Here is a 20,381-nt window from a genome sequence, read left to right as displayed (position 1 = left end):
GGGTTCATGCTCATCTTCACGTTCGAAAGATCAACTCCACTCCCATCCGACCTGACCCGCGGCTTCACATTGTAATCAATCACTCGCTTTATCGGAACCAATAGCTTCATCTTCCACTCCTGCTTTTCAGGATATCAATTTGCCCCGCAGGCGATGCGCGCCTCGAAGCGGCACCCGGCACGGCGCGCAAAAAGCCGCGCTGCCATATCAGCGAACGCTTCGTTCGTACCAAACACTTGTTACACTTACAAGCACAAACGGAAACCTGGAAAATTCAATAGAAACAACAGCCTGAATATATCCGTCAGGCGGGCGGGCAATGATGGCGGAAAATCCGGTAGACCTGATCGCCGATCTCCTGCGGCGACAGGCGGCCGGGGCGATACCAGTCCGCGACTGAATTGAGCAGGGACAGCAGCAGATTGCGGTAGATGGAGCGATCGATATCGTCCGGCAGTGGCAGGTCCCGCACCAGCCCGGCGAACAGGGCCTCGAACTTGTCGCGGCATTCGATCAGCTCCGCGCGCACCTTGTCCGGCACCTCGCGAAAATCGTTCATCATCGGCAAGGTCAGCGAATTGGGGTCGGACTGGATTTCCAGCAGCGTCCGGCACGCGGCGCGCAGCTTTTCCCACGGGTCCGCCTGCGCCGCCATCGCCTGCGCGATCCTTTCCGCCGCCGAATTCAGCGCCTCGTTATGCAGCTCTACGAACAGCGCATCCTTGGACTTGATGTGATGATAGAGCGACCCGCCGAGCACACCGGCCTTTTCGCCAATGTCCCGGATGGACGTGCCCCGGTACCCCTTGCGGGCGAAAAGCTGCGCGGCGATTTCCTGAATCTCGCGGCGACGTTCGCTTGCCCCGTCTCTCTGACGCGTATTCGGACCTTCCAACATTCCATCCATTTCGGGTAATCCAGCGGCGGGCAAGTGTGCCCGCCCTTCCTGTTAACCGACTTTTCCGGGCCGTGTAAACAGAGGGAGGGCAACAAGCCGCTACCCCGCGCACTCCCGCCCGGCACCCGGACCTCAGGCCCGGTCGGACAGCAGCAGGGTCGATGTCGCGGTGGCGCAGAGGCGATCCTGCGCATCGACAAGGCGGGCTTCGGTATGGGCGACCCGCTTGCCGATCGACACCACCGTGCCGATCGCCCGCACCGGCCCGGTATTCTCGTTCATCGCCCGGTGATAGGCGATCTTGAGTTCGAGCGTGATGCAATCCTGCGGTTTCCGCGTCGCGCTGAAGGCGGCGATGCCGCAGGCGCTATCCAGCAGCGTCGCGGCAAAGCCCCCATGGACGATGCCCTGCGGATTATAGACCGAGCGGTCCGGCGTCGCGCCGAAGACGACGCGCCCGGCCTCCGCCTCCAGCAAGGAAATGCCGAGCAGCTCCATCATCGGCGGGCGTTTGCCGATCGCGATCATCGCCCTGAGTTCATCCAGCCCGGTCATCGTCATGACTGCCTCACCCGTCAGAACGCCTCGTCCTCCAGCGCCATCATCGACTTCTTGCCCGCCTTGATCGCAAGGAAGCAGGCGGTCGCCTGAGGCAGCAGCCGGTCGAAGAAGAAGGCCGCGGTATCGATCTTCGCCTTGTAGAAAGCCGCATCGTCCCCGCCCTCGGCGAGCCGCGCCACGGAAATCTTCGCCGCGCGGGCGAAGCAATAGCCCATCGCGACAAGGCCCAGCAGGCGCAGATAATCGGTTGCCGCCGCGCCCGCTTCCTCCGGGTCCTTGAGGCCGCGCTGCGCGATCATGCCGGTGGCGAGCTGGAGCGCGCCGAACGCCTGATTGAGGCCGACGATCATCGGCTGCAACGGCCCTTCCCCGCCATTTTCCTCGATAAAGGCGGAAACCGGGTGGAAGAAGCTGCGCAGATAGCGGCCCATATGCGCGGGCAGCTTGCGCCCCACAAGATCGAGCGCCTGCACGCCGTTGGTGCCTTCGTAGATCATCGCGATGCGGGAATCGCGCACATATTGCTCGACCCCGCTTTCGCGGATGTAGCCATGGCCGCCATAGCATTGCACCGCCAGATTGGCCGTGTCGAAGGCAAGGTCGGTGAACAGCGCCTTGACCACCGGCGTCATCAGCGCGACGAAATCCTCGGCGCGGGCGCGCACCTCCGAATCGTCGGAATATTTCTCCGCGTCGAGCGCGCGCGATACCCAGCCGGAAATCGCCCGGCACCCCTCGTTCCAGCAGCGCATCGTCATCAACATGCGGCGCACGTCCGGGTGGACGATGATCGGATCGGCAGGCAGATCGGGCCGCTTCACGCCTGACAGCGAACGGCCCTGCACCCGCTCCTTCGCATACCAGACCGCCGCCTGATAGGCCGCCTCCGCCACGCCCAGCCCCTGGATGCCGACGGACACGCGCTCGGTGTTCATCATCGTGAACATCGCCGCCATGCCCTTGTTCGGCTCGCCCACCAGCCAGCCGGTCGACTCCTCGAAATTCATCTGGCAGGTGGCCGACGCCTTGAGGCCCATCTTGTGCTCGATCGCCGCGCAAGAGACGCCGTTGGCCGCGCCCGGCGCGCCGTCCGCGTTGGGCAGATATTTGGGCACGAGGAACAGGCTGATCCCCTTCGTCCCTTCGGGCGCGTCGGGCAGGCGCGCCAGCACCAGATGGACGATGTTCTCGGTGAGGTCATGCTCGCCCGCCGAGATGAAGATCTTGGAACCGGTAAGGCGATAGCTGCCGTCCCCCTGCGGCACCGCCCTGGTGCGCAGCATGCCGAGGTCGGTGCCGCAATGCGCCTCGGTCAGGCACATGGTGCCGGACCATTGGCCGCTCGTCATCTTGGGCAGATAGGCCTGTTTCAGGTCCTCGCTGCCATGGCCGGCCAGCGCCGTGGTCGCGCCGTGCGTCAGGCCGGGATAGAGGCTGAACGACACGTTCGCGCCGCAGATCATCTCCTCCACCAGCTTGTTGACCGCCTCGGGCAGCCCCTGCCCGCCCCATTGCGGATCGCCCGCGAGGCTGGCCCAGCCGCCCTCGACGAACTGGCTATAGGCGTCGGCAAAGCCCTTGGGCGTGCGCACCACGCCATTTTCGATATGGCACCCCTCCTCGTCGCCGGAACGGTTCAGGGGCAGCAGCACCTCCTGACAGATGCGCGCGGCCTCTTCCAGCACCGCGCCGGTCAGGTCGGGCGTGAACTCGGCCAGCGCCGCTATGCCGCCGAAGCCGTCATCCTCATGCAGTTCGTTGAGGACGAAGCGCATGTCGCGCAGCGGAGCTTCATATACCTGCATAATCTCTCTCCCGATCGCTTCAGTTGCGCAGCGGCTTTCCGGTTTCCAGCATATGCTCGACACGGGCCTGGGTACGGGGTTCGCGCACCAGCGTCATGAACGCCTTGCGCTCCAGCGCCAGCATGTCCTGTTCGCTCAGCACATCGACCGGATCGGCATCGCCGCCGGTCAGCACCTCGGCCAGCAGGCCGGAGACGACGCCGTCATACTCGGTGGCGAGGCCGCGCGCCTGAAAGCCCTGGACGGCGAGGTCCAGCGCCGTCCTGCCGCCCGCGCCCGGCAGGCGAAATTCGGGCGGTGCGGGCGGCGCATAGCCGTCCACCAGCGCAAGCGCCTTCGCCTTGGCGTCGGCGAGCAGGCGGTCGCGGTTCATCGTCACGCCGTCGGCGGGGCGCAGGAAGCCGAGTTCCTTCGCCTCCGCCGCCGATTTGGCGACGGTCGCGGTGGAGATAATCTCGAACACCTTGGCGACGGCGGGCATCGGCCCCTTGGGCAGGGCCGGGTTCTTCTTCCAGCGGTCGAGCATCTCGCCGCAGCCGCCCCAGCCGGGCACGAGGCCCACGCCGCATTCGACAAGGCCGATATAGCTTTCGGCATGCGCCTGCACCGCGTCGGAATGGAGCAGTATCTCGCACCCGCCGCCCAGCGCCATGCCGGCAGGCGCGCTCACCACCGGGAAGGGCGCGTATTTGAGCGCCTTATAGGCCTGCTGCCCACCGGAGACGAGCTTCTCTATCTCGCCCCAGGCGGCGATGTTGAGCGCGAACAGCGCGAGGCCGAGATTGGCGCCGGCGGAGAAATTGCTGCCCTCATTATAGACGACCAGCGCCTTGTAGCTTTTCTGCACCAGCGGGATCGCCTCGCCGATCAGCTTCATCACATCGCCGTCGAGCGCGTTCATCTTGCCGGTGAATTCGAGCGCGACCACGCCGTCGCCGATATCCCACAACGCGGCGGAGCCGTTTTTCAGCAGCGGCTTCGACGCGGCCTTGATGTCCTCCAGCAACAGCACACCTTCGGGGCGGACGACATCATGATAATCGCCGTCAAGGCCGAGATATTGCCGCCTGCCCTGCTCGATCCGGTAGAAGCTGCGCTGCCCGGCCAGTTTCAGGATTTCGGGCACCGGCTGCCCCTCGGCCGCCAGCCGTTCCACCAGCTTTGTCGCGCCGATCCTGTCGATCAGTTCGAACGGGCCATATTTCCAGTTATAGCCGAGCTTCATCGCCTCATCGATCGCGACGATATCGTCCGCGGCCTGCGGCACGAGGCTCGCCGCGTAGGACAGCGTCGGGCCGAGGATCGCCCAGGCATAGGCACCGAACTTGCCGGGCAGCGCGATCAGCGCGCCGAGATCGCCCTTGCCCGCCGCGCCGGGCAGCGAGGGAGGCGTAGCCGCCGGGCGGTAGGCGCCGGTCGCGAGGTCGATCGCCTCCTTCCGCTTCCCCGCCTCGCGGTTGATCCGGTAGAAGCCGCCCTTGCCCTTGCGCCCGGTATAGCCGTCGGCGATCATCTTTTCGATCAGCGGCGCGGTGCGGGCGATCGCCTGATAGGGATCGTCTGCGGGCAGCGTCGAGGTAAGGCTCTGTTTCAGATGGGGCATCAGGTCGATGCCGACCAGATCGATCAGGCCGAAAATGCCGGTCTTGGGCACGCCCATCGGGCGGCCCGCGATCGCGTCCGCTTCCTCGACCGTCAGTTCAAGGTCGAACGCGGCGTTGAGCGCCGCCTGTATCCAGAAGGTGCCGACGCGGTTGGCGATGAAGCCGGGCGTGTCCTTCGCCCGCACCACCGCCTTGCCGAGTCCGCGGTCCGCGAAATCGGACACCGCCGCCACCAGCGCGGGGTCGCTTTCCGGCCCGGCGACCACCTCCAGCAGGCGCATATAGCGCGGCGGGTTGAAGAAATGGGTGATGAGGAAATCGCGGCGGAACGCCTCGCTCCGCCCCTCGGTCAGCTTCGCGAGCGGGATGGTCGAGGTGTTGGAGGAGATCGCCGTGCCGGGGCGGCGCACCGCCTCCAGCTTCGCGTAGAGGTCCTGCTTCAGGTCCAGCCGCTCGATGATCGCCTCGACGATCCAGTCGCAATCCGCGACCTTCGCCAGATCGTCCTCGATATTGCCGACCTCGACCAGCTTCGCCGCCGCCTTCGACATGAAGGGCGCGGGGTCGGTCTTGAGCATCTTCGCGACCGCGCCCGCCGCGACGGCGTTGCGATCGGCGGGGTCGCGCACGATGTCGAGCAGCAGCACCGGCACGCCCGCATTCGCCACCTGCGCGGCGATCCCCGCGCCCATGGTGCCCGCGCCGATGACGCAGACCTTTTTGATCCGGGGCGCGCTCATTCCACCGCCTCCAAGATAGTCGCGATGCCCTGGCCGCCGCCGATGCATTGGGTCGCGAGCGCATATCTGCCGCCCTCGCGCTTGAGCAGCGCCGCCGCCTTGCCGACGATGCGTGCGCCGGTCGCGCCGAGCGGATGGCCGATGGCGATCGCGCCGCCGTCGATATTCACCTTCGCCGGATCGAGGCCGAGGTCGCGAATGCAGGCGAGCGACTGGCTGGCGAACGCCTCGTTCAGCTCCACCACGTCGATCTGGTCGGCGGCGATCCCGGCGCGCGCCATCGCCTTGCGCGAGGCTTCGACCGGGCCGATGCCCATGATTTCGGGCAGGCAGCCGGAAATGGCGACCGACTTGACCCGCGCGAGGATCGGCAGGCCGTGGGCGCGGGCATAATCCTCGCTCGTCACCAGCACCGCGCTGGCGCCGTCGGTCAATGGCGAGGAGGTGCCCGCCGTCACCGTGCCGTCCGCGCTGAACGCGGGTTTCAGGCCCGCAAGGCCCTCCGCCGTGGTGTCGGGGCGCAGCGTGCCGTCCTGATCCACCACGCCGCCCTTGGTGGGGATCGGCACGATTTCTTCGGCCAGCTTGCCCGCGGCCTGCGCGGCGGCGGCTTTTTGCTGGCTGGCGACGGCGAACGCCTCCTGCTCCGCCCGGCTGATCTGATATTTGGCCGCGACATTTTCCGCCGTGTCGCCCATGCCGATATAGGCGGCGCTCCGCTTGGCGAGTTCCGGGTTGGGCAGCGGGTTGAAGCCCATCATCGGCACCCGGCTCATCGACTCGATCCCGGCGCAGATGAACACCTCGCCCGCGCCGATCTGGATCTGCCCGGCGGCGATGTGGATCGCGCTCATCGAGGAGCCGCAGAAGCGGTTGACCGTCATGCCGCCGACCGAGATCGGCAGATCCGCCAGCAGGCCGACGAGCCGCGCGACGTTGAAGCCCTGCTCCCCTTCCGGAAAGGCGCAGCCCATGATGATGTCCTCGATGTCCGCCGCCTTCACCCCGGTCCGCTCGACAAGGGTGCGCACAACCTGCGCGGCGAGATCGTCGGGCCGCACCCGCGCCAGCGCGCCCTTGCCCGCGGGATGGAAGGGGGAACGGGCATAACCCACAATAACCACGTTAGTCATCGATCAAGCCTCTCCGAGTAAGCAGGGGTTCGTCGGTTGCGAAACGGGAATCGGTTAAATCCTACTTCTTTCCCTAATGGTGCGCAAATTACCCTATACGTCAACAGATTTTTGCGGCAGGATATGATTCGAAAGGACGCCTGTCCTCGACAGTCGTTCCGACGGGGGAGAGTGAGGAGAGAGGATCGATGCCATCGCGCCGCCTGCGGCAGGTCGAAGGTGAAAGGTCGGATCGTCCGGCCGTTATTCACCATTGGAAAGCGCAGGAAACGGCATCGGGACCAGCGGCGGATCACGAATTCAGGGGGGAGAATTTAATGAAAATCGACAAGAGGGCTGCCGTAGGGGCATCGCTGACGGCGCTGATGATGGGCAGCGGCCTGCCGGGCGTCGCCCAGGCGGGCGGCTTTTATTTGCAGGAACAGTCGGTCAGGGGCGCGGGGCGCGCCTTTTCGGGCGAGGTGGCCGATCAGGGCGCGGCCTCGCTCTGGTGGAACCCGGCCGCGATCGGCGGGATGACCGGCGGCGACGCCTATCTGGGCGCGAGCGCGGTGCTGCCTTCGGGCAATGTGCGCAACGTCAACACGCAGCTCATCCGGCCGGGTCAGGCCTCCGCTCCGGTCGGCGGCGCGCAAAATACCCATAACCCGATCCACAAGGGCGTGGTGCCTTCGGGTGCCTTCGCCTATGGGCTGACCCCGCAACTGGCTGTCGGCCTTGCCTTGGCCGCGCCCTATAATTTCACCACCGATTATGATGCCGACAGCTGGGTGCGCTATACCGCCGACAAAACGTCGCTGCGCACCATCGACATCCAGCCGTCCGTCGCCTTCATGCCGACCGCCAGTCTCAGCCTCGGTGCAGGCCTCAACATCGAATATGCGGATGCCAGCCTCGCCAATTATCTGCCCTTCACGTCGGGTTTCGACGGTCATCAGGACCTAGAGGGCAAGGGCTGGGATCTGGGCTGGAGCGCGGGCGTCCAATATCGCGACGGGCCGGTGTCGCTGGGCGTCAGCTACAAATCCAGCATCGAGCATAAGCTGAACGGCACTTTCACCCGTGATGCGGAGGTGCTTCAATCGGTGATAATGCGCTTTACCCAGCCTGTCCGCGCCACCTTCAGCACGCCATGGCAGCTCACTTTCGGCGGGCGGTTCGCCGTCACGCCGGACCTGACGCTGAACGCGCAGGCGACGCGGTTCGGCTGGGCGAAGTTCGATGCGATCCGGCTGAGGCTGGACGCGATCCAGCTGGGGCCGGTCTATTCGGCGATCCCGGAAAATTACCGCAACACATGGGCCGTCGCGGCCGGCGCGGATTATGCCGTCTCGCCGCAATGGACATTGCGCGCGGGCGTCGCCCGCGACCAGACGCCCACCCGCGACGGAGAGCGCGACGCCCGCGTACCGGACAGCAACCGCTGGAACTTCTCGGCGGGCACCAGCTATGCGCTTTCCCCGTCCTTCACCATCGACGCGGCGGCCATCCTGCTCGCCTTCGACGATGCGCCGATCGACCGCCGGACCGCCGCCTTTGCGGGAACGCCCGCCCAGACGGCGATACTGGTCGACGGGCGCCTCGAAAATGCCCACGCCGTCGTGCTGTCGCTCGGCGGACGGTTCACCTTCTGATACCGGAGCCGCGATGACCAACCCTGCCCCCTCCCCCCTTTCCAGCCCCGCGACGGAGATGGAGCCGCGCCCGCGGCTGCTGACCGAACTGCTCGACAAGGCGGTGGCGGACTATGCCGAACGGACCGCGATCGACTTTCTCGGCCGTTGCTGGACCTATGGGGAAATCGGGCACATGGTTGACCGAGCGGCGCGGGGGTTGCAGGATCAGGGGCTGAAGCCGGGCGACCGCTTCGGCCTCTGTCTGCCCAACACGCCCTATTTCGTGATTCTCTATTTCGCGGCGCTGCGCATCGGCGCGATCGTCGTCAACTTCAACCCGCTCTATACCGAGCGCGAGCTGGAGCATCAGATCCGCGATTCCGGCACGCGCATGATGGCCGTGCCCGACGTGAAGATGATCCACGACAAGGTGCAGGCGATCGCGGCGGCATCCGGCCTCGAACGGGTGATATTATGCGGCATGGCGGACGTGCTGCCGCCGTTGCAGGCCTGGGGCTTCACCCTCATCAAGCGCAAGGATCATGCGGTCGTCCGCGACGAGGCGCTGCATGTCCGCTTTCGCGCGCTCATCGCCCGCGATGCCCCGCCCGACCCGGTGGCTGCCGAGCCGGACGACATCGCCGTGCTGCAATATACCGGGGGCACCACCGGCGTGCCCAAGGGCGCGATGCTGACCCACGCCAACCTCACCGCCAACAGCGCGCAGATGCTGATCCATGTCGGCGGCCTGCGCGCCGGGCAGGAACGCACGCTCGGCGTGCTGCCGCTGTTCCATGTGTTCGCGCTGACGACCGTGCTCAACTTCTCGGTGGAGATCGGCGCGGAGATGGTGCTGCTGCCCCGGTTCGAGATGGACCAGGTGCTCAAGACCATCAGGCGCAAGCCGCCGACACAGTTCTTCGGCGTGCCGACCATCTATGTCGCGATGAACGGCCTGCCCGACGACAAGGTGCCGGACCTGTCGGCGGTGCGCGCCTGCATATCGGGCGGCGCGCCGCTCCCCCTCGACGTGCGCGAACGGTTCGAGCAGCGCACCGGCGCCCGCGTGGTGGAAGGCTATGGCCTTTCCGAAACCTCGCCCATCATTGCCTGCAACCCGCTCGACGGCCGAGTCAAGAACAATAGCTGCGGCCCGCGTTTCCCCGGCACCATCCTCGAAATCCGCGATCCCGAAAACCCCGCGCGCCTGCTGCCGCAGGGCGAGCGCGGCGAGGTCTGCGCACGCGGGCCGCAGGTGATGAAGGGCTATTGGAACAAGCCGGAGGAAACGGCGGCGGTGTTCGTGGACGGCGCGCTGCGCACCGGCGATATCGGCTATCTGGACGAGGACGGCTATCTGTTCCTGGTCGACCGGATCAAGGACGTGATCCTGTGCGGCGGCTACAACGTCTACCCCCGCGTGATCGAGGATGCCGCCTATCAGCATCCCGACATCCGGGAAGCGATCGCGATCGGCATAGACGACCCTTATCGCGGCCAGTCGCCCAAGCTGTTCGTCGCGCTGCGCGAAGGTTCCGCCCTTTCCGCCGAGGCGCTGGGCGCGTTCCTCGCCGAGCGGCTGAGCAAGATCGAGATCCCGAAGGAGATCGAGATACGCGACGCGCTGCCCAAGACGCTGATCGGCAAATTGTCGAAAAAGGAACTGATCGAAGAGGAAAGGAAGAAGCGCGCCTGACGATGCCGCTGTCCGGCCCCGCCGATGCGATGGAAATGACGATGCACTGTTCACCCCCCTCCCCATTCTTCTCCCGCGCCGCAATGGCCGCCCGCCGCGTGCCTTTCGCGAGGACCGGCGCATGACCGCGCGGACCGGCAAGAAGGCCCGCGCCGACCAGCCGGACACCGGCTTCAAGGGCATACAGGAAGTCGCCGGGCAACTGGGCGTGACCCAGCGCACCTTGCGCTTCTATGAGGACAAGGGGCTGATCGAGCCGCATCGCGTCGGCACCACGCGCGTCTATTCCCGGCGGGAAATCGGCCGCATCCAACTGGTGCTGCGCGGCAAGCGGCTGGGCTTTTCCATTCGCGAGATCAAGGAATTCCTCGATCTCTACGATGTGGACCCGAACCATGTCGAACAGATGAGCCGCCTCGTCACGCGGATCGAGCAACGGCTGGAAGATCTGGAACAGCAACGCATCGCGCTCGACGAAACCGTCAGCGAACTGCGCCAGATCAGGAACGAGGCGCTCGCCCGGCTGGGCAAGGATTGAGGCGATCGGACAGGCTGGTTTTGGGCAAAAGCGGACCTTCGCCTTCATCGTCACCCTGAACTTGTTTCAGGGTCCATTTCACCGGATTGAGCGGAGGAGCATGGAGCTTGATGGATGCTGAAACAAGTTCAGGGTGACGGTTGATTTATATCTAACTATTTGAATAACCTATCCTTTTATCCGTCATGCCAGCGCAGGCTGGCATCTCAGGAGAAGGCGCGCGACAGGGCCTGCGGCCCCAGCGTTGACCTTCGGTCGCCCTTCGGGTCGCTGGGGTGACGGTAAGGGCTAACCCGCCAAAAAAACGGGGCGACGCCTTCGCACCACCCCGCCGCATTCCTTAAGAGCGCCCGGCGGGCGGGGCTGAAACCCCTCTCCCGCCGGGACGCACTCCCCCGCCAGGGATCAGAAGCGTACCGTGCCGCGAATGCCGTAGGTCCGGGGCGGGCGCAGCTGGTTGTAGAAGACGCCTGCCTTGGCCGGGCTCTGCAAGCCGTTTGAAAAGACCAGCTCATCCTCCAGATTGTTGACGAAGCCGGTCAGCGCGAACTGGCCCGACGCCGTTTCATAGGTGATGCGCGCGTTGGACATCATATAACTGCCCTGCTTCACCTCCGGCATGAAGTCGATCGACAGATAGCGCGAGGATTCCACCCGCGTATCGACGCCCGCCGTCAGCTTGCCCGCCCCGCCGAGGTCGAAGCTGTGCTGATAGCCCGCGTTCAGCACCCAGCGCGGCGCGTTGGTCAGCGGCCGGCCGGAGCAATCGACGTCGAAAATGGCTGCGGTCGGCGACGCGCCCACCAGCGAGGTCGGCGTGATCGCGCATCCGACCACCGGCGCGGCACCCGACACCGAATAGGCCTGATAGTCCATCTCGTCATATTTGCTGTGCAGATATTGCAGGTTGATCGACAGCAGGTCGTCCGGCGTCGGCTGCCACAGCAATTCCGCCTCCGCGCCGTAGATGGTGGCGGAACCGGCATTCTCCGTCTTGAACACCGGGCCGTAGATGCCCGGCGCGACCAGCACCGGCGCGAGGTGGGAAACCTGCTGATCCTTGTAATCCCAGTAGAACGCCTCGACGTTCAGCTGGAGCGTGTTGTCGAAGAAGCGGTTCTTCGTACCGATGGTATAGGCGGTCAGCCGCTCCGGCTTCGAATAATTCTCGCCCAGCGCGGAATAGAGGATACCGGATTTGAAGCCGGTGGAAACCGTCGCGTACAGCAGCGAGCGCGGCCCCATGTCATATTCGACGCCCGCCTTCCACGTCACCTTGTCGAAATCGACATCGCTGGTGGCGTCGGTTTGCAGGTCGAGGATGATCGGGGTCAGCGGCGGCGCGGGCGGCGGCACGAAGCCGACGAACGGATAGGTGTGCGCCTCGGTCAGCTGCTGCTTGTTGTCCTTGGTGTAGCGCAGGCCGCCGGTCACGCGGAACGTGTCGGTGAGCGAGAAGGTCGCTTCCCCGAACACCGCGAAGCTCCTGGTATTGAGCTGCGAATTGATGCGGGTGCCGTTGCTCTGCTGATTGTAGAACTGGGCGGCCGTCACATCCTCGACGAAATAATAGCCGCCCAGCACCCATTTCAGCCGGTCGCTCTGGTTGGCGAGGCGGCCTTCCAGCGACATCTGGTCCGATTTCTCGGTGACGTCGATCAGGAAGCTCGACGCATAGCTGACGAAATCCAGCTTCGTATGGCGCCATGCCGGAATGACGGTCAGCTGTGCGAAGCCGAGGTCGGCGTTCACCGTCGCCATCGCGCCATAATAGTCATTGTCCTGATAGCCGTCGTCGCGCGCGATGATCTGCGGCACCGGCGGGGTCGGCGCGCGGGAGAGATATTCGGCGATCACGCGCGGGTCGCTCGGCCCCAGCCGCTTCTTGCCCGCGAGCAACGGCATGATCGTGCCGCCGCTGCCCATGCCGCCGACATGGCCGTAATCGGCCATGATCGTCGCGTTGAAGCCGCCGCCGGTGTCGAAGCGCAGTTGGCCGCGTACCGCCTGCGTATCCTCGTCGTCATAGCCGTCATTGTAGAAGCCGTCGCGCTTCGCATATTGGCCGGAGACGCGGAACGCGGCGCGGTCGCCCAGCGGCACGTTGAGCGCCGCCGATCCCTTCAGCGCGTCGTAATTGCCATATTCGGCGGTCAGGAAGCCCGACGCCTCGCCCAGCTTCGGCTTGGCGGTGACAAGGTTGACCGCGCCGCCGGTCGCGTTGCGGCCGTAGAGCGTGCCCTGCGGCCCCTTCAGCACCTCCATCCGTTCGAGGTCGTAGAACAGCGCGGCGGGCGCCGCCGGGCGGGAGAGATAGACGCCATCGAGGTTGAACGCCACGCCCTGTTCGGCAAAGGCGTTGGAACCGAAGGTGCCGACGCCGCGCAGGTAGATCTGCGTCAGCGCCGCGGCGGGCGCGACCTGAAGCGCGGGCACCAGGCGGGTGAGGTCGGTCGCCTGGGTGACACTCTGTTCCGTCAGCGTGTTGCCGGTCACCGCGCTGACGGGGATGGCTGCCTTCTGGAGATTTTCCTCTCGCCGCTGGGCGGTGACGATGATGTCGGCAAGGCCGCCATTTCCGGCGGCGGCGTCCGAATCCTGTTCCTGCGCATCGGCCGGAACCATGTGGAATGCAGCCATAGCCGCGCCGGCAAGAAGATAAGCCTTCACTGTGTCTCCCCTTTTCATCTTTGCATCGTCGGTTTTCCGACATTGGAGAAAGCCTATCCTTGCCCTTTCCATTTGGGAAATTTTTTGTTTGAATGATATTTCAATCACAGGATGAATTGATATGCGCTTCAAGGGACTGGATTTGAACCTGCTCGTCGTGTTCGAGGCGCTGATGGAAACGCGCAGCGTCACCCGCACGGCAGAGCGGATCGGCCTCACCCAGCCCGCGACCAGCGCCGCCCTGCGCCGCCTGCGCACCTATTTCGGCGACGACATCGTGGTCGCGGTGGGCAAGCGCATGCATCCCACGCCCTTTGCCGAGATGCTGCTGCCGCAGATCCAGGAAAGCCTGCGTGGCGTCGAGCGGGCGATCGCGACGCCGACCAGCTTCGACCCGGCCACCGCCACCCGCACCTTCCGCATCATCGCCTCCGATTACATCATGGTCGCCGTGCTGGTGCCGCTCGGCGCCCGGCTGAGCGCGCTCGCCCCCAATATCCGCATGGAGATCATCCAGCCGGGCGACACCAGTATGGCGGAGCTGGAACAGGGCAAGGTGGACCTGCTGATAACCCCGGAGCCCTATCTGGCGGCGTGGCATCCCTCCGAATTCCTGTTCGAGGAAAAGCAGGTCGTCGTCGGCTGGGCCGGCAATCCGATCTTCCGCGAGGGGCTGACCGAGGAGAAGTTCTTCGCCGCCGGCCATGTCAGCGTGGCCTTCGGTTCCACGCGGGTGCAGGCCTTCGCCGACTCCCACCTGTCCCACATGGGCAGGCAGCGGCGTATCGAGGTCACCGTGACCAGCTTCGCCTCCGTCGCCTGGTTCCTTCAGGGCACCTCGCGCCTCGCCGTGCTGCACGAGCGGCTGGCGCGTGCTATCCTGGACCGGTTCGACCTCAACTGCACCGACGTACCCTTCCCCTTCCCCCGCATGCGGGAAATGATCCAGTTCCACGAAGCCCGCGCCGGGGACGCCGGGCTGACCTGGCTGCGCGGCCAGTTGGCGGATACCGCCAACCGGATCATTCAGGAAACAGATGGCAACCTATAAATAGTATAAGTTTTACATATCGTCCGGCGACGGACTACCCTGTCTCTGCCGCCATTCCGCCCGTTCAGCGGCAAGGCCTCGCCGGGAAAAACACGGCGCGGGCAGCGTGAAAGGCTTCTGAAATCACGAAAAGAGCGCGGACCCCGACGCCGTGCCGGAAAGGGAGAGACAGAGTGACGACGACCGGAAAATATCTGCGCAACTGCTGGTACATGGCCGCATGGTCGGACGAGGTCGGCGAAACGATGCTGCGCCGCCGCCTGCTGGGCCAGCCGATCCTGCTGCTGCGCAAGCAGGACGGCACCGCAGCGGCGCTGACAGACCGCTGCCCGCACCGCTTCGCGCCGCTGAGCGAGGGCACGCGGGAGGGCGACGTCGTGCATTGCCCCTATCATGGCCTCGGCTTCAACGCGGAGGGGCAATGCGTGCACAATCCCTTTTCCGACACTCTGCCCAAGGGGGCGAACCTCCGCGTCTGGCCGACGCAGGAGCGCGACGGCATCCTCTGGTTCTGGGCGGGCGATCCGGCGCTCGCGGACCCGGCGCTGGTTCCCGATTTCGCGCCGATCATCAAGGCAGGGCTGGCGCCGCTCAAAGGGCTGATGGGGATGAAGGCGCCCTATGAATATGCGACCGACAATCTGATGGACCTCAGCCATATCGAGTTCGTCCACAAGGGCAGCTTCGCGGGCAATGGGGTGATCTTCGCGGGCAAGCACGAATTGCGGCAGGAGGAAAAGGCGCTCTGGTCCAACTGGTGGATGCCCGACGTGCCCGCGCCGCCGCACACACTGGGCATTTACGAACCCGGCACGCCGACCGACCATTGGCTCGATATGCGCTGGCAGGCCCCCGCCTCCATGCTGCTGGAAGTCGGCGCCACCCGCGTGGGCAAGCCGAGGGAGGAGGGCGTGGTGGTGCATCAGGCGCATATCATCACGCCCGAAACCGACGGGACGAGCCATTATTTCTGGGCGACAACCCGATCCACCGACCAGGCGCACGAACAGGCCGACGCGATGGTCAAGTCGCTGATGGAGCAGGCGTTCATCGTGGAGGACAAGCCGATCATCGAGACGAGCTACGCCAATCTCGACGGCATGGACTTCTGGGAAGCGCGCCCCGCCTTCCTCGGCATCGACGCGGGCGGCACTAAGGCGCGTCGCGTGCTGCAACAGATGATCGCGGAAGAGGAAGCGGCGCTGGCGGCGTGATGCCGGCGGGGCACCTCAATCCTCCCCTTCCCTTCAGGGGAAGGGACCGAGGGGTGGGGTATGGTGCCGGGCGCAATGTCGGATTTCAAGGCGACCCCTCACCCCACCCCCTCCCCTGAAGGGGAGGGGCTTGATGGCGTGACACGCTATTGCCCGTCGGTGATCAGCGTTCCGCCGTCCACCACCAGATTATGGCCGGTGACGAACGCGCCCGCGGGCGAGGCGAGGAACAGCGCCGCGCCCGCCACCTCGTCCACCTCGCCGGGGCGGCGCAACGGGGTCATCTGCATCCGTTTCGCCATGAACGCTTCGTTGGCGAGCAGGGGCGCGGACAATTCGGTGCGGATGAAGCCGGGCGACAGCGCATTGACGCGGACATTGCGCGGCCCCCACTCGACCGCGAGGTTGCGCGCCAGCTGCGCCACGCCCGCCTTGGCGAGCGCATAGGCGTTGATCGCCGCATTGCCGCGCAATCCCGACAGGCTGGAGATCAGCACCGCCGCGCCGCCGCCGCGTCCGGCGACATGCGGCAGCACGAGGTTGCACAATTGCACCTGGCTGCGCAGGTTGATCGCCATCACCCGGTCGTAATCGTCCATGTCCACGGACGCGAACGGGCCGGGCCGGCCGGTGATCCCGGCATTGCAGACGAGGATGTCGATGCCGCCGAAACGGTCGAGCGTGCCGTCGACCAGCGCCTTCAGCTGCGCGCCGTCCGTCACGTCGGCGGGAATGGCGAGCGTATCCATCTCGCGCCCCACCGTCTCGCAATCCCCCGCATCCTCGCTGGAGATGACGACCCGCGCGCCGTGCGCCTGCATCGCCCGCGCGATGCCGTGCCCGATCCCCCGCGTCGAACCGGTGATGATCGCCACCTTGCCGGAAAGATCGAACAGCTTCATGGCCACGCGTTCTCTCTTAATGCCCTTCCCTTAATGATCGCCTTCGGGCTTCTGCTCCGGCAGCGGCTGGCCGTTGTGGAGATAGGCGGGCGCCTCGATCAGGATGAAGGCGATCCGGCAGGGCTTGTTGGTGGTGTTGCGCCAGAGGTGGTTGGTGCCGCGCTGGATGATGATGCCGCCCTCGCGCACCGTCCTCTTCCGTCCGTCGTCCAGCTCCAGTTCGATCTCGCCGGAGAGGACGATGCCGTAATCGATGCTGTTGGTCCGGTGCATCGGGCTTTCCTTGCCCGGCAGCATGTCGACGATGCGGATGACCGACCCTTGGTTGAGCGTCAGCCCCGCCTCGCGCTCGCGCCCGTCGGTTTCGTCGTTATTGTCGGCCGGGACCGTCTCTGTCGTCCAGATCAGCAGGAAGGACGCGTCGCCCGAAGGAATCATCTTCGTCGGCGTCACGTCCTCGGACTTGAAGATGGCGCGGCCGTTGTCGTCATGACCGGTGACGACGCGCTGCACCGGCGGCAGGCCGGAATCGCTGAGTATAGTCATAAAGGCTCCTGTCATCCGTAATGAGAAAAGGCCGCCCGTCAGCGCGCGGCCACGACCCGCTGGTCGATCACGCCGAAGGGCGCGCGGCCGTCCGCCGTCCGTCCTTCCATGCGCACGCGGTCGCCATATTTCATGAACCCGGTGCGGGGCGCGCCTTCGTCCACCACCTCGATGCCGCGCCGCTCGGCGATGCAGGAAGAGCCGATCTCGCGGAAATTGGGGTTGGAAACGGTGCCCGACCCGATCACCGTGCCGGCGACCAGATCGCGCGTGCGCGCGGCATGGGCGACCAGCTCATGAAAGCCGAAGCCCATCGGCTCGCCATTGGCCGCGCCGAACCGCTCGCCGTTCCAGTCCACGATCAGGTCGAGGCACACCCGCCCGTTGCGCCACGCATCGCCCAGTTCATCCGGCGTCACCGCAAAGGGCGCCATCGAGCAGGCGGGCTTGGCCTGCACCCAGCCGAAGCCGGTCTTCATCTCCGGCCCGGCCAGCGCGCGCAGCGACCAGTCGTTGATCTGCACGATCAGGCGGATATGCTTCATCGCCTCTTCCGCGCCGGTGCCCATCGGCACCGCATCGATGATCACGCCGAACTCGCCCTCGAAATCGATGCCCAGCGCCTCGTCCGCCATCGGCACATCGTCCTGCGGGCCGTAAAAGCGGTCGGACAGACCCTGATACATCAGCGGCAGGCCGGTCTTTTCCGGCGAGATGCCGAGCAGCTGGTCCATCAGCGCACCATGGCTTTCGAACGCCGACCCGTCGAGCCATTGCCAGGCGCGCGGCAGCGGCGCGGCCAGCGCGGCGGGATGGAGCGGGTGCGGGAAATCGGCGATCGCGGCCAGCGCGGGCGCGACCTCGTCCCAGCGCTCCATCGCTTCCTGCAAGGTGGCCACCGGAGCGGGCGCATAATGATCGCCACCGGGCGACAGCACGATCAGTTGCCCGTCCTTGCCCCCATTTCTGAGTGTTGCCAGTCGCATGGTCCCTCCATCCCGTTTTCTTGATATAGCGCGATGAAACAGGCCCCGGCCCGCGTCAAAGTCAATCTATCGATAGACCGCCTCCATAAATTCAATTTGATCCCGCTTGCGGCAGGGCGTCTTTGCGGATCATGATCCGCCGTCCGTCATCGGGGCGGCGTGCATTGTCGCGACCCAAGCCAAGGATGCTTCCATGTTCGAACCCTTCCCCGGAAATTACGTCTGGAACCTCGCCACCAACCTCGCCTTTTGCTGCGGTGGCAATCATGGCGAGATAGACGAGGCGAACCGGCCGATCATGGAAGCCGCGAAGGCGGGCGCCGACGCGGGCAGCGCGGCGATGTTCGACAGCTGGATCGCGGTCGCCGATCAGGTCGCGGCCAACGGCGCGGCGGACGAGGCCGCGGGCTATACGCTCTCGGCGGGCACCAAATATCTGCGCGCGAGCGGCTATTATCTCGCCGCCGAGCGGATGCAGAGCCGCGACTATGCCCCGCGCTGGGCCGCCTACGACAAGGGCCTGGAGCTTTATCGCAAGGGCGTCGCGCTGCGCGGGCTGCATGTCGATTTCGTGGAAATCCCCTATGGCGACAGCGCCTATACCGGCATCTTCGTCCATGACGGCTCCGGCACGCCGCGCCCGACGCTGGTGTCGGTCAACGGCCTCGATTCGATGAAGGAACAGGTCAATATGGGCGGCCATGGCGCGGCCAATCTGGAACGCGGCATCAACACCCTCTTCATCGACCAGCCGGGCACCGGCGAGGCGCTGCGCAAGCGCGGCCTGACCGCCGTCTACGATGCCGAGCGCTGGGGCTCGCCCGCTTTCGACTATCTGCTGACGCGCAGCGACGTCGTCCACTCGAAGATCGGCATTTTCGGCCTCTCCTTCGGCGGCTATCACGCGCCGCGCATCGCCGCCAACGACCCGCGCTATGCCCTCTGCGCGGTAATGGGCGCGAACCATGTCTGGGGCCAGCGTCAGCGCGAGCGCGTCGCCAATGAGGGCGAGAACCCCGTGCCCCATTATTGGGACCATGTGATGTGGGTGTTCGGCTTCGAGGACCGCGACGCCTTTCTCGACTATGCCGACCAGATCACGCTCGACGGGCAGGTGGAGAAGATCAAGGTCCCCTTCCTCATCACCCATGGCGAGAACGACCGGCAGATACCGCTGTTCAACGCGCAGATGAGCTACGATCAGGCGGTGAACTCGCCCAAGCGGCACATGCGCATCTTCACGAAGAAGGATTTCGAGGTGGAACATTGCGGCGCCGACAACGGCACCGGCATGCGCGACTATATCGCCGACTGGTGCGCGGAAACCTTCGCGGAGATGGGCTGATGGCGGACTTCACCTTTCATCATGGCGGGGTGAGCGTGCCCAGCCTTGAGGAGGCGATCGACTGGTACGGCCGGGTACTGGGCTTCGAGGTGGAGAAGCGCTTCTATATCGAGGCCGCGCGCTCCCACACCGCGATGATCCGCAAGGGGCCGCTGCGCTTCGAGCTGTTCGAGGTGGAAGGCGCGGCGCCCTTGCCGGAGGAGCGCCGCCACCCGCCGTCCGACCTCAGGACCCATGGCAACAAGCATCTCGCCTTCCGCGTCGAGGATCTGGACGCCTTCCTCGATGAGGTGGAGGAAAAGGGCGCGGACATCGCCTTCGTCGTGCGCGAGGAGTTCGGCAAGGGCGCCTTCCTGCGCGATTGCGCGGGCAACCTCATCGAATTCGTCGAGGAGCCGAACCCATGATGTTCGCCGACCCGCCCATGATCTTCGCCGATTCAAAAGTGCAGGCCGTGTTCGACCGCTATCGCGAGCGGGAGGCCGCCGACATGGAGCGGATGCGCGCGCTGGGGCCGGAGGGCTTCGCCATCCGCGACGAATTCCTGCTGCCGATCGGCGAGGAAGCCGGGCGCTTCCTCCATGCGCTGATCCTCGCCCGCCGCCCGGCGCGGATATTGGAGCTGGGCACCAGCTACGGCTATTCGACGCTGTTCCTCGCCGATGCGGCGCACAGTGTGGGCGCGCGGGTCGTCAGCATGGATCTTGCCGACTATAAACAGGCTTTCGCCCGCGCCATGCTGGAGGATGCAGGGCTGGCCGGCCATGTCGATTTCCGGCTGGGCGACGCGGTGGAGATGATCGGGGCCGAGTCCGGGCCGTTCGATTTCGTGCTGCTCGACATCTGGAAGGAACTCTACCTCCCCTGTTTCGAGGCTTTCTATCCGAAGCTGGCGGAGGAAGGCGTGATCGCCGCCGACAACATGATCCAGCCCGCGATGGACCGCCCCGAAGTCCGCCGTTTCCGCGAGGCGGTGCGGGCGAAGGCGGATTTGCAGACGGTGCTGCTGCCGATCGGGCAAGGGATAGAGCTGGCGGTGAAATGGAGCGCCGGGAACGACAAGCTCTGACCCCTTT

The 20,381-nt window shown here is 65.5% G+C and carries 17 protein-coding genes and 1 pseudogene; 8 read left to right on the top strand and 10 right to left on the bottom strand.

The genetic code is table 11. The annotated features are described in order from the left end of the window. From GGR43_RS21445 to GGR43_RS21420, 6 genes and pseudogenes are all read right to left on the bottom strand, one after another. Nucleotides 1-110 (bottom strand): annotated as a pseudogene (locus tag GGR43_RS21445) (electron transfer flavoprotein subunit beta/FixA family protein); the annotation flags it as partial. Between the two features lie 194 nt (nt 111-304). Then, complete coding sequence (locus GGR43_RS21440; RefSeq protein WP_188073854.1) at nt 305-898, bottom strand: TetR/AcrR family transcriptional regulator; 594 nt, start codon at nt 896-898, stop codon at nt 305-307. A 132-nt stretch (nt 899-1,030) separates the two neighbouring features. Further along, nucleotides 1,031-1,453: a PaaI family thioesterase gene (locus tag GGR43_RS21435; RefSeq protein WP_188073853.1), complete on the bottom strand. Its 423-nt coding sequence runs from the start codon at nt 1,451-1,453 to the stop codon at nt 1,031-1,033. A 20-nt stretch (nt 1,454-1,473) separates the two neighbouring features. Then, nucleotides 1,474-3,264, bottom strand: a complete 1,791-nt coding sequence (locus GGR43_RS21430; RefSeq protein ID WP_188073852.1) for an acyl-CoA dehydrogenase C-terminal domain-containing protein — start codon at nt 3,262-3,264, stop codon at nt 1,474-1,476. A gap of 19 nt (nt 3,265-3,283) precedes the next feature. Then, nucleotides 3,284-5,608: a 3-hydroxyacyl-CoA dehydrogenase/enoyl-CoA hydratase family protein gene (locus tag GGR43_RS21425; RefSeq protein ID WP_188073851.1), complete on the bottom strand. Its 2,325-nt coding sequence runs from the start codon at nt 5,606-5,608 to the stop codon at nt 3,284-3,286. Next, nucleotides 5,605-6,741: a thiolase family protein gene (locus GGR43_RS21420; RefSeq protein WP_188073850.1), complete on the bottom strand. Its 1,137-nt coding sequence runs from the start codon at nt 6,739-6,741 to the stop codon at nt 5,605-5,607. The genes GGR43_RS21425 and GGR43_RS21420 overlap by 4 nt, the downstream gene beginning before the upstream one ends. A 317-nt stretch (nt 6,742-7,058) precedes the next feature. On the opposite strand from GGR43_RS21420, the gene GGR43_RS21415 reads away from it, so the two are divergent. The 3 genes from GGR43_RS21415 to GGR43_RS21405 all read left to right on the top strand — a co-directional run bounded on the left by GGR43_RS21415 (nt 7,059) and on the right by GGR43_RS21405 (nt 10,591). After that, nucleotides 7,059-8,375, top strand: a complete 1,317-nt coding sequence (locus tag GGR43_RS21415) for an OmpP1/FadL family transporter (protein WP_188073849.1) — start codon at nt 7,059-7,061, stop codon at nt 8,373-8,375. Between the two features lie 13 nt (nt 8,376-8,388). Further along, entirely contained in the window at nt 8,389-10,053 is a 1,665-nt protein-coding gene (locus GGR43_RS21410) for a long-chain-fatty-acid--CoA ligase (RefSeq protein ID WP_246343970.1), read from the top strand. Between the two features lie 121 nt (nt 10,054-10,174). Next, nucleotides 10,175-10,591, top strand: coding sequence for a MerR family transcriptional regulator (locus tag GGR43_RS21405; RefSeq protein ID WP_188073848.1), 417 nt, complete (start codon nt 10,175-10,177; stop codon nt 10,589-10,591). Nucleotides 10,592-10,996: 405 nt separating this feature from the next. On the opposite strand, the gene GGR43_RS21400 is transcribed toward GGR43_RS21405, so the two are convergent. Further along, a complete protein-coding gene (locus GGR43_RS21400) occupies nt 10,997-13,261 on the bottom strand; it encodes a TonB-dependent receptor (RefSeq protein ID WP_284277823.1) in 2,265 nt (754 codons plus the stop codon). Nucleotides 13,262-13,382: 121 nt separating this feature from the next. Here GGR43_RS21400 and GGR43_RS21395 point away from each other — a divergent pair, with 121 nt between their 5' ends. Then, entirely contained in the window at nt 13,383-14,312 is a 930-nt protein-coding gene (locus GGR43_RS21395) for a LysR family transcriptional regulator (protein WP_188073847.1), read from the top strand. Between the two features lie 173 nt (nt 14,313-14,485). Continuing rightward, the gene (locus tag GGR43_RS21390; RefSeq protein ID WP_284277822.1) at nt 14,486-15,526 is read left to right on the top strand and encodes an aromatic ring-hydroxylating oxygenase subunit alpha; all 1,041 of its coding nucleotides are present in this window, start codon (nt 14,486-14,488) and stop codon (nt 15,524-15,526) included. Nucleotides 15,527-15,672: 146 nt separating this feature from the next. On the opposite strand, the gene GGR43_RS21385 is transcribed toward GGR43_RS21390, so the two are convergent. The 3 genes from GGR43_RS21385 to GGR43_RS21375 are packed head-to-tail and all read right to left on the bottom strand — an operon-like array spanning nt 15,673 to nt 17,960. Continuing rightward, nucleotides 15,673-16,428, bottom strand: a complete 756-nt coding sequence (locus GGR43_RS21385; RefSeq protein WP_188073856.1) for an SDR family NAD(P)-dependent oxidoreductase — start codon at nt 16,426-16,428, stop codon at nt 15,673-15,675. Nucleotides 16,429-16,458: 30 nt separating this feature from the next. Next, nucleotides 16,459-16,974, bottom strand: a complete 516-nt coding sequence (locus tag GGR43_RS21380) for a cupin domain-containing protein (protein ID WP_188073846.1) — start codon at nt 16,972-16,974, stop codon at nt 16,459-16,461. 38 nt (nt 16,975-17,012) lie between these two features. Then, nucleotides 17,013-17,960, bottom strand: coding sequence for a fumarylacetoacetate hydrolase family protein (locus tag GGR43_RS21375; RefSeq protein WP_188073845.1), 948 nt, complete (start codon nt 17,958-17,960; stop codon nt 17,013-17,015). 193 nt (nt 17,961-18,153) lie between these two features. On the opposite strand from GGR43_RS21375, the gene GGR43_RS21370 reads away from it, so the two are divergent. From GGR43_RS21370 to GGR43_RS21360, 3 genes are read left to right on the top strand one after another with little or no spacing between them, the layout of a single operon-like run. Further along, nucleotides 18,154-19,305: an alpha/beta hydrolase family protein gene (locus tag GGR43_RS21370; protein WP_188073844.1), complete on the top strand. Its 1,152-nt coding sequence runs from the start codon at nt 18,154-18,156 to the stop codon at nt 19,303-19,305. Beyond that, on the top strand, nt 19,305-19,712 hold the full coding sequence (locus tag GGR43_RS21365) for a VOC family protein (RefSeq protein WP_188073843.1): 408 nt from the start codon (nt 19,305-19,307) through the stop codon (nt 19,710-19,712). The genes GGR43_RS21370 and GGR43_RS21365 overlap by 1 nt, the downstream gene beginning before the upstream one ends. After that, a complete protein-coding gene (locus GGR43_RS21360; RefSeq protein WP_188073842.1) occupies nt 19,709-20,374 on the top strand; it encodes an O-methyltransferase in 666 nt (221 codons plus the stop codon). The genes GGR43_RS21365 and GGR43_RS21360 overlap by 4 nt, the downstream gene beginning before the upstream one ends. Nucleotides 20,375-20,381: the final 7 nt, after the last annotated feature.

Source organism: Sphingobium jiangsuense (assembly GCF_014196495.1).
GTDB lineage: Bacteria > Pseudomonadota > Alphaproteobacteria > Sphingomonadales > Sphingomonadaceae > Sphingobium > Sphingobium jiangsuense.
This window is presented reverse-complemented; position numbering and strand designations above follow the sequence as displayed.